Annotated in this window: 9 protein-coding genes; 2 read left to right on the forward strand and 7 right to left on the reverse strand. The window is 35.7% G+C overall.

Annotation, left to right across the window (positions count from 1 at the left end):
- Positions 1–11: 11 nt before the first annotated feature.
- The 5 genes from J5V48_RS06930 to J5V48_RS06950 all read right to left on the reverse strand — a co-directional run bounded on the left by J5V48_RS06930 (position 12) and on the right by J5V48_RS06950 (position 7,758).
- The gene (locus J5V48_RS06930) at positions 12–1,883 is read right to left on the reverse strand and encodes an ATP-binding cassette domain-containing protein (RefSeq protein WP_219937845.1); all 1,872 of its coding nucleotides are present in this window, start codon (positions 1,881–1,883) and stop codon (positions 12–14) included.
- On the reverse strand, positions 1,883–4,342 hold the full coding sequence (gene rlmKL / locus J5V48_RS06935) for a bifunctional 23S rRNA (guanine(2069)-N(7))-methyltransferase RlmK/23S rRNA (guanine(2445)-N(2))-methyltransferase RlmL (RefSeq protein WP_219937846.1): 2,460 nt from the start codon (positions 4,340–4,342) through the stop codon (positions 1,883–1,885). The genes J5V48_RS06930 and rlmKL overlap by 1 nt, the downstream gene beginning before the upstream one ends.
- Before the next feature lie 126 nt (positions 4,343–4,468).
- Entirely contained in the window at positions 4,469–5,587 is a 1,119-nt protein-coding gene (locus J5V48_RS06940; protein WP_219937847.1) for an SLC13 family permease, read from the reverse strand.
- Between the two features lie 457 nt (positions 5,588–6,044).
- Positions 6,045–7,046, reverse strand: coding sequence for a GGGtGRT protein (locus J5V48_RS06945; RefSeq protein ID WP_219937848.1), 1,002 nt, complete (start codon positions 7,044–7,046; stop codon positions 6,045–6,047).
- A 13-nt stretch (positions 7,047–7,059) separates the two neighbouring features.
- A complete protein-coding gene (locus J5V48_RS06950; RefSeq protein ID WP_219937849.1) occupies positions 7,060–7,758 on the reverse strand; it encodes an iron-sulfur cluster assembly scaffold protein in 699 nt (232 codons plus the stop codon).
- Positions 7,759–8,092: 334 nt separating this feature from the next.
- Here J5V48_RS06950 and sstT point away from each other — a divergent pair, with 334 nt between their 5' ends.
- Together sstT and J5V48_RS06960 are read left to right on the forward strand one after the other, a co-directional pair.
- A complete protein-coding gene (gene sstT / locus J5V48_RS06955) occupies positions 8,093–9,331 on the forward strand; it encodes a serine/threonine transporter SstT (protein ID WP_219937850.1) in 1,239 nt (412 codons plus the stop codon).
- A 143-nt stretch (positions 9,332–9,474) separates the two neighbouring features.
- A complete protein-coding gene (locus J5V48_RS06960) occupies positions 9,475–10,347 on the forward strand; it encodes a putative metalloprotease CJM1_0395 family protein (protein ID WP_219937851.1) in 873 nt (290 codons plus the stop codon).
- A 40-nt stretch (positions 10,348–10,387) separates the two neighbouring features.
- Here J5V48_RS06960 and J5V48_RS06965 read toward each other — a convergent pair whose 3' ends face one another.
- Entirely contained in the window at positions 10,388–12,388 is a 2,001-nt protein-coding gene (locus J5V48_RS06965) for a methyl-accepting chemotaxis protein (RefSeq protein ID WP_219937852.1), read from the reverse strand.
- 346 nt (positions 12,389–12,734) lie between these two features.
- Positions 12,735–13,058, reverse strand: a 324-nt coding sequence (locus tag J5V48_RS06970) for a hypothetical protein (protein WP_219937853.1), incomplete at its 5' end; no start/stop codon positions are given.

The following is a 13,058-nucleotide window of genomic DNA, read 5'->3' on the forward strand; positions in this document are numbered from 1 at the left end:
TTTTACTCCTGTTACTGTGCATTCAGAAGTTCTAACTCTTCCCATCTTGAATAAAGCTCATCAAGCTTACTCTGAAGTGATGATCTCTTTTCGTTGAGTTCTCTTGCCTTTTGACCACCATCAGAATATGTATCAGGATTATTGAGCTCTTCATCAAGTATGCTAATCTCTTCTTCTAGTTTTTCTACTTTCAAAGGGTGCTGTTCAAGTTCATGCTTTTGCGTAAAGGAAAGTCCTGATTTACTGCTCTTTTCCTTTTTTTCATTTTCCTTTTTCTGAACTGTCTGTGCTTTTTTAACAGTATCTTCCTTTTTAATTCTCTGATAATAGGCAAGCACATCTGACCAGCCACCTACAACAGATTCGATATGCCCTTCACCATCAAATACCCATGTTTCTGTAGCTATCTTATCAAGGAATGCTCTGTCATGAGAGATAACAATAACAGTTCCTTCATAAGAAGAAATCAGATCTTCAAGTAAGTCTAGTGTTTCTAGATCAAGATCGTTTGTAGGCTCATCCATAATGAGCACGTTTGATGACTTTGCAAAAAGTCTTGCAAGCAGCAGACGGTTCTTTTCACCACCTGATAATACCTTAACAGGAGATCTGGCTCTTCGACCTGTAAATAGGAAATTGGCAAGATATGAAATCACATGCTTGTTTTTTCCGTTTATACAAACCTCAGTATGACCATCAGCTACGTTGTCAGCGACAGATTTTTCAAGATCAAGAGCTTCATGATACTGATCAAAATACTGAACTGCTACATTTACACCAACTCTTAACTTTCCAGTCTTTGGTTTTATCTGTTCAAGCAATGCCTTTATAAGTGTGGTTTTACCAGCACCATTAGGACCTGTAATGCCGATTCTGTCTTTTCTCATTACAGTTGCAGAGAAATTCTCAACAACATTCTTGTCATTAAAGCCAAGAGTAATATCTTTTATTTCATATACAAGATTACCAGAGCGTTCTGATACATTAGCTTCCATAATCACATTGCCCATACGATCACGTCTGTTAGCTCTGATTTCTCTTAGTTGCATGAGGTCTCGAACGCGGCCTTCATTTCTTGCAAGTCTTGCTTTTACACCACGTCTAATCCATGCTTCTTCTTGTGCAAGATTTCTGTCAAACTCAATGTTTGCAAGCTCTTCTTTTCTAAGTCTTTCATCTCTAAGTTCAATATAGCGGTTAAATGAACCTGGATATGAATATAACTTACCTCTATCAAGCTCAACTATTCTTGATGCAAGATTGTCAGCAAAGATTCTGTCATGGGTAACAAAGATGATAGTACCCTTAAAATTCTTTATTTCTTCCTCAAACCAGGAGATAGATTCAATATCAAGATGGTTTGTAGGTTCATCTAAAAGAAGTAATTGAGGCTGACAAACTAAAGCTGCAGCTAAGGCAGCCTTTCTTCTGTTACCGCCAGATAGACTTTTTAAAGGGGTATCAGGATTAAGACCGATTCTGTTTAATACCTTCTTTACAGTAGCATCAACAACAAAACCATCGTGCTTTTCAAGAAACTCTGAAAGCTCTGTTAGTCTTTTAGGATCAGTACAGGTATAAAATTCTGCAAGCGCCAATCCAACAACAGGATATGAAGATGCAGCAAGAGTATACGCACAGCCACTTTCATAGGCAGGCGGATCCTGACACAAAGAAGCGATTTTAAGTCCTGACTGAACGATAATTCTTCCAGAATCAAGCTCTCTTTTGCCCTCAATGACGCTTAAAAGAGTGGACTTTCCAGTACCATTTCTGCCAACAAGACAGATCCTTTCTCCTTCCTCGACTGCAAAACAGGCACCTTCAAAAACTCTGTCGGCACCATTGTTTAAATATGCATCAATTATAGAAACTAAAGCCATTAGATATCCTTAACTCCATCAGGACCGAAAACTCTTGGCTTTCTTCTTACATTATTCTGTCTGTCTGATGGCTTTTTAAAATCATTTTTAAAGCTCTTTTGTCTGTCAGAATTTGCAAGAAATGCTCTTGGATTTACACTCTTTGTAGCACTACCCCATACACGATTTGTTCTTTCATTTGAAAAATCATCATCTCTTGATGATTTAGTTGTATTTGAATAGCTGTGATAAGTGCTCTTTGGTTTTTCATTTAAAGTCTTCTGCCACTTTGGAGCTGACTTTAGGCTAACCATAGGAGAGATATCTTTTTTCTGATTTTGCTTTGAATAAACGAGAGTGTAGCATGAATGGATCTTCTCATTTCTCTTAAAATCACGAGGCAGCGTTGTCTTTGAAATATCCTTAATTTCAAAGCCATACTCTAATAATGATTCTTCATCGAGCTTAAAGCCTCTGTGATTTGTACAGAAAATAACCTTTCCACCATCTTTTAGGTGTCTGATAAGATTTGATAGTAAAGCTACATGATCTCTTTTTACATCAAAGCTTGTTTCCATGCGCTTTGAATTTGAGAAGGTTGGAGGATCAATATAGATTAAATCAAACAATCTACCATGATCGCTTGATAACCATGATAAACAGTCAGCCTGAATAAACTCACTATTTTCAAGTGATAAGGCATTCTGTTTGAAGTTTTCTATTCCCCACTCAAGATATGTCTTTGACATATCAACACTTACAGTTGATTTAGCACTGCCAAGTGCTGCAGCAACAGATGCTGTACATGTATAAGAGAAAAGATTTAAAACATCCTTGCCCTTGGCTTCATCTCTAATCATCTTTCTTATGATTCTGCCATCAAGGAACAGACCGGTATCAAGATAATCATAAAGATTTACCCGGTAAAGAGCGTTGTCCTCATTTACAACCATAAACTCATTTTTCTGTTCCTGAGCTTTTTCGTACTGGCTGTCACCTTTTTTAACTTCACGGCTCTTTAAAATTACTCTTTCACCTTTTACACCTGTTACATCAACAGTTGCACTTACCATATCAAGTTCATGGCGTTTTGCAATAACAGGATTTACCTTTGAAGGAGCCTTATAAGCATAGATTACATAAAAACCATTGTAGTAATCTATTGCTGCTGAATATTCAGGTACATCGGCATCATATACACGATATGCATTTGTATTTACATTCTTTGCCCATTTTTGCATGAATGTAAGATTCTTTTTCAATCGGTTTGCAAAATCAGTTGCAATGCTCTTCTCTTCAGTATCAGATGATGTTGCTATGGCATTTTCATTGATATCAAATACTCTTAACTGACATAATAGCTCACCGTTGTAAAGCTTATAAATTTTTGTTGAGTGAAGTCTCAGGCATGAAAGAAGCTCAGTATTAGATGAGATTACAGCACATCTTGCGCCTTTAAAGTGCTCCTTGAATACATTGCCAATCTTTGTATAAAGAGAGATAAGCTCATTGAAATTTCCAAGTCTCTTACCATATGGAGGGTTTGTTACAATAGTAACCTTAAGCTCATCTTTAAATGGATTGTAAGCATTCTCAATTGGTGTATTGAAAACTTCAATAATCTTGTCAAAGCCTGCCTTTTTAGCATTCTCGTTTGCAATATCAACAATGTAAGGATCAAGATCAAAACCTATGATCTTAACGCCCTTTTCAATACACTTTTCAAGACCAGCCTGAGCTTTTTGCTTTGCCTCAAGAACAAGTGCATCCCATACAGTCTTATCAAACTGCTTTAAATTAAAAAAGCCATAATGCTCTCTTAACAGGCCAGGTGCTCTATCTGTTGCATATGAAGCAGCCTCTAAAAGCAATGTTCCTGAACCACACATAGGATCAAGAAAATTCTCCTTGTTGTAGCCAGCTCTGTAAATCATAGCTGCAGCAAGATTTTCCTTTAGTGGAGCATCACCAGTGCCTCTGTGATACTCACGCTTTAATAATGCACGACCAGACAGATCGATTAGGATATTTGCACTACCTTTCTTATCTAGATGACAGTTGATTACAACATCAGGATTTTCTCTGTCAACATCAGGTCTTCCGCCCTGAGTTGTCTGAAGTCTATCACAGATAGCATCCTTTACCTTTAATGCTCCGTACTGAGTATTTCTGATAGATTCATTTGTACCAGAGAATGTTACAGCAATAGTATTGCTCTTATCAAAATACTTTTCCCATGCAACACCGTTTGCACCGATATAAAGTTCAGTGTCAGTTTCACAGAAAAACTCGGATAACTCTAGAAGAATTCGTGATGCAAATCTTGAGTAAAGACATGCTTTCATACCAAAGGCAAAATCACCTTTGAAGGATACACCTGCAACTGTTTCTTTAGCTGAAGATGCGCCTATTGAGTTAAGTTCATTAAATAAAAGAGTTTCTAGTCCTTTAGGACATGTTGCAAAAAAGGAAAGTGCCATAAAAAAGAGCTCCTAAAAATCTTAGGACATTATACTTTAAAAGCTCTTTTGTTGCTATTTTTTACATTTTTTCTTACAAGAATAACCTTTTATTTTCAAAAGAAAAACTTTAAAAATTCTAATTTATTAAAAGTAATCTGGAAATATAAAATGCAAAGTTACAAGAACTAACAGGAATCTTAAATTATATTTTGTAAACTTCTTAAGATAATAAAGAGGTTTAGCACCATCAATCTTCACATAGTACTTAAATGAAATAAGTGATGCCATAGAGGCAATGATTGTTCCAAGACCACCTACATTCACACCAACTAAAAGAGGATCAGGATCTGATGTAAAAGATGAAAGCATAACTGTAGCAGGAACGTTTGATACTATCTGAGATAAACATAAAGATACGAAATATTCATATTCACTTACAAATTCAAAGGCAAGTGAACTTACAAGATCGTATTTTGAGAGATTACCAACAAGAATAAATAAAAAGACAAAAAGTAAAAGAAGTTTGTAATCTACTTTCAAGAACAACTTCCTGTCACTAATAAAACATACAGGGAACAGGATCAGACATAGTATATAAATGTCTATAACTCTTAAAACACATAAAAGACAGAAAATAAACAAAACACAAAACAGCACTGCCTTTTTCTTTGGTATTACGATCTTGTTATCTGTATCAATTATTAAAGATGACTTATCAATAAAATGTGTTGCTATATACAAAAGGACAAAACAAACTGAAAATACAGGAAATGTAACAAAAATAAAATCTGTAAACTGATAGTTAAAATAAGAATAGATATAAAGATTCTGTGGATTTCCAATCGGTGTAAGCATACTGCCCATATTTGCAGCCACTGTCTGCATTGAAACTACAGGAATAATCAGATCGTTTCTGTTTATACAGGTAAATGCTCTTATTGCAACAGGAACGAATACGATTAGAGATACGTCATTGGTTATGAGCATTGAGATGAAAAAGTTAATGAAAATAAAGATCCTTGACAACGATCGTGTATTATCAACAAACTTAAAACATCCTTTGTATATTCCATCTAATACACCGATTTTTCTAAATCCTGCAACAACTATCATTAGGCACATTAAAAGAAACAGAATCTCATAGTTTATTGAGATGACTGTATTTACAGGATCTGTTTTAGGTATAAAACAGCTTGTTAGTGCAAGAAAAAAAGAAACTACAAGATCGGTATTAGATTTGAACAGATGAAAAAAATAATTCATAACGCACCTTCATTTGTGCGCTATTCTATCAGATTTAATTGATGATTATCAGGAAAATGAATATGAAATCAGGTCGCTTTTCTGCCAAACGGCAGAAAAGCTATCAGAGTTTCCTCTGTCTCTCTCCTGATATTTAGCTCACTGGCCGTTTATAAAACCTTTACATAAGCTATCGGAGAAAAACAAAATTTCTTTAGAAAAAAAATGATACAGACATCATAATTATCAAAGCTAATTTATCAAAACTTAATTTCATTTGTGTTGACATACGACTCTAACTTCAGAAGATATCGATGTCAAAAACAACTCAAATATAAATATTTTTTGCTATTGTATAATTAGGTTATTATGAAAACTCATGACAAAAATGACAAAGAATTCAGTTTATATCACTGACTCTGAAGATCAAAAAAGGGCATTCAAAGAATGCCCCTTTTATAGATATCAAAACTTTAAATTACTTGTTTAAAGCCTGTGATACCTGAACTGCGATAGCTACAGTTGCACCAACCATAGGGTTGTTACCCATACCTAAGAAGCCCATCATTTCAACGTGAGCAGGTACAGATGAAGAACCAGCGAACTGAGCATCTGAGTGCATACGACCCATAGTGTCGGTCATACCGTATGATGCAGGACCTGCAGCCATGTTGTCTGGGTGTAAGGTACGACCGGTACCACCACCTGAAGCAACAGAGAAGTACTTCTTGTTCTGCTCTACGCACTCTTTCTTATAAGTACCAGCTACTGGGTGCTGGAAACGGGTTGGGTTGGTTGAGTTACCAGTAATAGAAACATCAACACCCTCGTGATGCATAATTGCAACACCTTCACGAACATCGTCAGCACCGAAGCAGCGTACGTTAGCACGCTCTGTGTCTGAGTACTTGATCTCGTTAACAATCTTTAACTCTGATGTGTAGTAATCAAACTTGGTCTGAACATAGGTGAAGCCGTTGATACGAGAAATGATCTGAGCAGCGTCCTTACCTAAACCGTTTAAGATAACGCGTAATGGGGTCTTACGAGCCTTGTTAGCGTTACGAACGATACCGATAGCACCTTCTGCAGCAGCGAATGACTCGTGACCTGCTAAGAAGCAGAAACACTTGGTCTCATCGCGTAGAAGCATTGCACCTAAACCGCCGTGGCCGATACCAACCTTACGGTCTTCAGCAACAGAACCTGGAATACAGAAAGCCTGTAAACCGATACCGATAGCATCAGCTGCATCAGCAGCAACCTTGCAGCCTTTCTTGATTGCAATAGCAGCACCAACAGTGTATGCCCACTTTGCGTTCTCGAAAGCGATACCCTGGATCTCACCTACAGTCTTGTATGGGTCTAAACCATACTGTGCGCAGATATCCTTACACTCTTCAACTGACTTAATGCCATACTGAGCTAAAACACCATTGATTTTCTCAATACGACGCTCATAACTTTCAAATAATGCCATCTTTTAGTACCTCTTATTCTTTTCTTGGGTCAATGTACTTAGCGGCATTATCCCACTGACCATAGTGGCCCTGGATCTTAGCAATAGCTTCTTTACCAGACATCTCTGGGTTAGCCTTTAGAAGATCCATTAACTTGCCTAAGTTTACGAACTCATAACCAACAATCTCGTTGTTGTTGTTTAATGCAACGCGAGTTACATAACCTTCAGTCATTTCTAGATAACGTGGGCCCTTATCCTTAGTAGCGAACATAGTGCCAACCTGGCTACGTAAGTTCTTACCTAAATCCTCTAGAGAAGCACCGATTGGTAAACCACCCTCTGAGAAAGCAGTCTGTGTACGACCGTAAACGATCTGTAAGAAAAGCTCGCGATATGCAGTGTTGATAGCATCGCAAACTAAGTCGGTGTTTAAGCCTTCAAGTAAGGTCTTACCGATCAGGATCTCAGAAGCCATAGCAGCTGAGTGAGTCATACCTGAACAGCCGATGGTCTCAACTAAAGCTTCCTGAATGATGCCATCTTTAACATTTAAGGTCATCTTACAAGCGCCCTGCTGAGGAGCACACCAACCCACACCGTGAGTTAAACCGCTGATATCCTTGATTTCTTTAGCCTGAACCCACTTACCCTCTTCAGGAATTGGAGCAGGACCATGATATGCACCCTTAGTAACTGGGCACATATTCTCTACTTCTTTAGAATAGATCATTGTGGTACCTAAATTAATATATTAAATTACGTAAATATAGCCGTTTTTCGCGACTAACCTACAAGATTATAATACACAGCATTGAGTTTGTAAAAATTTTTACTGAGCATTTTTCTTATATACAAAAACAAAATCTAATATAGTAGACAACAATCAATTATCATTATTGTCAATGCACTAAGATCTTTCATTTTTTATTTTTTGTGCAGTAATTCAAAAAATAACTATCTATTTTTGGTGCAATTAAAACTTTTATTTTTATTTTTTATCTGTCACCTTATAATTATCAAAATTTTTTTCATAACAATTATTGTTAACACTAATAAGGTTAGATATGTTAGAAACTGAAAACCCAAGAGCTCCGCTCTATCACACCTTAAATAAGGTTCCTTTTATTCTTCAGATCATTGTTGGTCTTCTTTTAGGTATTGTTGCAGCTTATGTATATCCTGATGACAAATCTGTTATTCCTACACTTGGAACACTATTCGTTAAAGCATTAAAAGCTGTTGCACCAATCCTTATTTTTGTTCTTGTAACATCTGCTGTTGCAAAACATAAGACTGGTCAGCAAACAGCCATGAAACCAATCATTGCACTTTACTTTATCGGCATGATTATTTCAGGCACACTGGCTTTATCAATGTCATATATTTTCCCAAGCACTTTCTCAGAGCTTGCTCTAAATGCCAATGTTTCAGCTCCATCAGGAATTAAAGAGGTTCTTGTAAATTTCGTAAACCAGGCAGTTGAAAATCCTATTGCAGCATTTATCAACGGTAACTATGTAGCTATTCTTTTCTGGTCTATTGCATTAGGTCTAATGTTCAGAGTTGCAAACGAAACTACAAAAATCGTTCTTGACGATCTGGCTGCATCTGTTTCAGGTGTAATCAGATTTGTTATTCGCTGTGCTCCATTAGGTGTTTTCGGTCTTGTTTACTCTTCATGTACACAAGAAGGTGGTTTTGCAAATCTTTTAAATTATGTTCATGTTGTTGCAGTTCTAGTTGCAACCATGCTCATTATCGCTTTTGTCGTAAATCCACTTTTAGTATTCATCACAACAAGAGAAAATCCATTCCCTATCGTATTCAAGTGCCTTGCAAAATCTGGTACCACAGCATTCTTTACAAGATCATCTGCTGCAAACCTGCCTGTAAATATGGCTTTATGTGAAGAAATGAAGCTTGATAAAGCAACCTACTCTATTTCTATTCCTCTTGGCTGTACTATTAATATGTCAGGTGCAGGTGTAACTATCGTTATCATGACTATGGCAGCAGCTCATACTCTTGGAATCAATATTGACTTTGCTTCAGCACTTTTAATGTGTATTGCTTCAGTTCTTTGTGCATGTGGCTCATCAGGTGTTGCAGGTGGCTCTTTAATGCTTATCCCACTTGCTTGCTCAATCTTCGGTATTCCAAATGACATTGCAATGCAGGTTGTCGGCATCGGCTTTATTATCGGTGTTATACAGGATTCATGCGAAACTGCACTTAACAGTTCAACTGATGTTATCTTTACTGCAGCAGCATGCAGAAGAGCTCAGAAGAAAAAAGAAGCTTAATTCTAATTAGAATCATGTAAAGCCAGCATATATGCTGGCTTTTATTTTTTAAGAATTAATCTCAAAGAAAAATTTAATTTTTTTTTGAAAATTTACTAAAGTTAGATATATAGTCTGCCGATCTCTATGTAGAGGTATAGATTATGAGTACAATTAATCTTCTTAATGGTATGTCTCCGGTATCTAGCAATTACGCTACCGGCTCTAATTCTATTGCCCAAAATTACTCTAATGAAAATAATGAGAACAGAATTTTAGTACTTCAAGAAGATACTGTTACTCTATCAAAAGATAACTGTCAGTGTAATGACGGACAGAACAGCCAGCATCAATACTCATCAAATCGTTCTAAAGCAAGAATGGCCTATCTTGGAATTGCAAAAAAGGTTAGCTATCCAACCGTTAAAACAGATAGCAATGAAGATAAGACAAACGTAACTGATGGAACTGTAAACACCGATGAGTCAAAAGATAATGAAAAAGGCTCTGTATCTGAGGAGAAAGGAGCTAATGGAAAGACACTATCTGACAAGGAAAAGCAACAACTTCAGGAACTTAAAAGCAGAGATATTGAAGTAAAGAAGCATGAGCAGACCCATCAGAGAGTTGGAAGTCCTTATACAAGTGCTCCATCTTATGAGTATGAAACTGGGCCTGACGGTAAAAAATATGCAGTTGCAGGAAGCGTCAACATAGATTCTAGTGATGCAGATACACCAGAAAAAACAGCTGAAAAAATGCGAATTATAATCAAGGCTGCTAAGGCTCCTGCTCAGCCATCATCAAAAGATCTTTCTGTTGCTGCCGATGCTTCAAGACGTTTAAATGAGGCAAATGCAAAGGTTCAAAAAGAAAAGCAAGAGCAAATGAAAGAAAACATGGAATCAGCAAATAACAAAGATTCTGTAAATGAAGATCCTGCTAAAAAAGAAAATGAGAACAAAAATATTCAGGATATGACTGAAGGTTCTTCAAGTATTGCTCCTCAAAAATTCTCCGAATCAAAAGGATTCTAAATTACCTAAAGCCTCTAATGAGGCTTTAATTTTTTGATTACTAGAACTTCCTTGATGACACATCCTCAGAAATTCTATTTGCAATTACATTTAACTCACCTGTAATATTGAGTGTATCGTTTGCAAGTGACATATTCTCTGTAGAATTCTGACGAAGTTCGTATGATGAATTCTTGATTTTTTCAAGAGATGAGCTTTGTACCTCAACAGATTTTTTCAAGAGTTCAATATTATCTACAAGTGTCCTTGCAAGATTTTCAATATCACTTAATCTACTCTGTGTAACAGATGCTAATGAACGAACTTCATCTGCAACTACAGCAAAGCCTCTTCCATGCTCTCCTGCTCTTGCAGCTTCAATTGCAGCATTTAAAGCAAGCAGATTGGTTTCTTCAGCTACATCCTTAATACCATCAACAACATTCTCGATTTTTGTAATATTGTTGGCAATCTCATCTGTGCATTTTTCAACATCTCTGTTTGAGCTGTCGATAAGATCGGTTGCATCAACTGTTCTATCAATAAATGATAACTGCTCATTTAATGCATTAGCAACAGAAGTTACAGAATCAGTCTGTAAATTAGACTTGGTTTTAAGATCATCTGACAGTTGTTTTTGAGAGTGAAGCACAGAACACATGGTATCGCCAAGTCTGTTAATACCAAGAGTAAGATCTAAGAACTGACCTTTTAATCTATCTGATGAAATTCTCTTTGTATAGTCATTTGATGTATATGACTCAAGTACAAATGAGACATCTTTGAATACCTGATTTATATTGTCTATAGCATTGTTTAAAGAACTTATCAGCTCCTGAACTGTCTGGTTTGATGAGATAAAATCAGCTCTTGATGAAAAATCACCATTTACTACTCTGTTAAGTGCAAGATGAACAGATTCAATTGCCTGTCTGTCATTTTCCACTCCTTTGGTAATTTCATCTGATATATCGCAAAGTATTTTTGATGCAGAACCTATTTCATCTAAATTGCGTGGACGCTTAAGACCAGGAGTACCACTCTTTTTCTCAAAATATTCAGAAAACTTCTTAAGATTGAAGCGAAGAAGACCAAGTCTTGATTTTAGGATCTTTGAAATATAAATAATCAAAAGAACCATAAGTGCAACAACTGCTAAAGCAATTGCAACAGTCTCATAAATAAGAGTATTTAAAGGTTCAAATACTTCACTTTTTCTTATTTTTCCAACAATAATCCAGTTAAGCTTTGGATCATGAACTGCCACTAGAATATAATCTTTGCCATCTGATTTTGAATTATAAAATTCGTAATGATACTGATTTTGGCTAGCCTTTTTAATTAAAGACAGAAGATCTGGTTCAATCTCGTTTACATTTTTCTTTAATATATAGTCTGAGTTTTTATGAAGCTGAATTAGACCTGAATCGCTTATTGCATAGAAATACCCACTCTTACCTAGTTTTTGTGAGTTTAACAAAGATAAAAGAGTATTAACCTTTGCAGCTGTACCTGTAATTGCAATCAGTTTTCCAGAATCATCAAACATCTTGTAGTTTATGAACATTGCAAGATTACCAGTTACTCTGTCAAAGTCCATATTCACATCACATTCAGCCTTCGTTTCAAGAGTATATTTAAGCCAGGAATCTCGACCATTGATATCAAGTTTTCCTTTTGACTCACCTTTGTAATAATATAAATTACTCTTGAAGGATGCTAAAAAGGTACTGAAAAGATTATACTTTTCAATAAGTTTTAATCTGTCCTTTTTAAAAACAGGATAGAATTCATTACTCTCTCCACCTAAGATCCAGTCTATCGTATACTGACTTTCAGCCATTGATCTTGACTGAATAATATATGGATCGATAAAACCTCTAATATTTGTAGCAATTAGTTTTGTCTGTGTAGGAAGCTGCTTATTTAATATCTCTTTTTCTACAATTGAAGATGAATTTGCATAAAATAAGGAGCAGACAACAATAAGGATAAAAAATACTGACGAAAGAATGATGATAGAAAGTCTGTATACAAGAGATCTGTTTGATGTTTTTTTCATATGTCACTACCTACTTTTTTAACTGAATTATAGGTCAAGGTAAATTTCAAAATATTCTCAAATTCTCACAAAATCATTAACTTTTTGATTTACTTAAAAAAGCTGTGACAAAAGGCACATAAATGTGTATATCTTTATAATAGAAGTTACGCATCACTGAATATTTTAAGTTTTAATACTTAATAAACTAGCCAAAGTTCTTAAACTGTTGATACTAAAACAGAAAAAAGTTAAAACGTTCGATATTTTGACTTAAATTGAGTAAAAAACATCGACAGATAAAGTCTATAACCTTATCTGTTAATGTCTTGGAAAAGTGAGGATAAATTATTTTTTCTGTCTGAGATTAAGACTTTTTTCTGCCTTTCATGTTTTGTTTTAGAAGCATGGTTAGATTCTGTTTTTCCATCAGCGGGATTAATTTCTCTAACATCTTCTCAGGACATTCCTCATAGCGTATTCTTGTTTCAGCCATGCAAGAATCGTCAAATATAGCTGAAGCGATTCTGTACAATGCATAGGTAATGTTATTAAATGTAGCCATTACTTTAATTGCATTTTTATCCATGAATGTACACTCATCTTCCTTTAAGAAATCATCTTTCCACCAGTGGTAACCACTTTCAATATGCCAACGATTATCAATGGTTTCCATAATGAGTTGTTGATT

The organism is Succinivibrio faecicola, from assembly GCF_019448115.1.
Lineage (GTDB): Bacteria > Pseudomonadota > Gammaproteobacteria > Enterobacterales > Succinivibrionaceae > Succinivibrio > Succinivibrio faecicola.

Coding starts and splice junctions, on each gene's coding strand:
- J5V48_RS06930 (WP_219937845.1), bottom strand. CDS start 1,883: ATGGCTTTAGTTTCTATAATTGATGCATATTTAAACAATGGTGCCGAC.
- rlmKL (WP_219937846.1), bottom strand. CDS start 4,342: ATGGCACTTTCCTTTTTTGCAACATGTCCTAAAGGACTAGAAACTCTT.
- J5V48_RS06940 (WP_219937847.1), bottom strand. CDS start 5,587: ATGAATTATTTTTTTCATCTGTTCAAATCTAATACCGATCTTGTAGTT.
- J5V48_RS06945 (WP_219937848.1), bottom strand. CDS start 7,046: ATGGCATTATTTGAAAGTTATGAGCGTCGTATTGAGAAAATCAATGGT.
- J5V48_RS06950 (WP_219937849.1), bottom strand. CDS start 7,758: ATGATCTATTCTAAAGAAGTAGAGAATATGTGCCCAGTTACTAAGGGT.
- sstT (WP_219937850.1), top strand. CDS start 8,093: ATGTTAGAAACTGAAAACCCAAGAGCTCCGCTCTATCACACCTTAAAT.
- J5V48_RS06960 (WP_219937851.1), top strand. CDS start 9,475: ATGAGTACAATTAATCTTCTTAATGGTATGTCTCCGGTATCTAGCAAT.
- J5V48_RS06965 (WP_219937852.1), bottom strand. CDS start 12,388: ATGAAAAAAACATCAAACAGATCTCTTGTATACAGACTTTCTATCATC.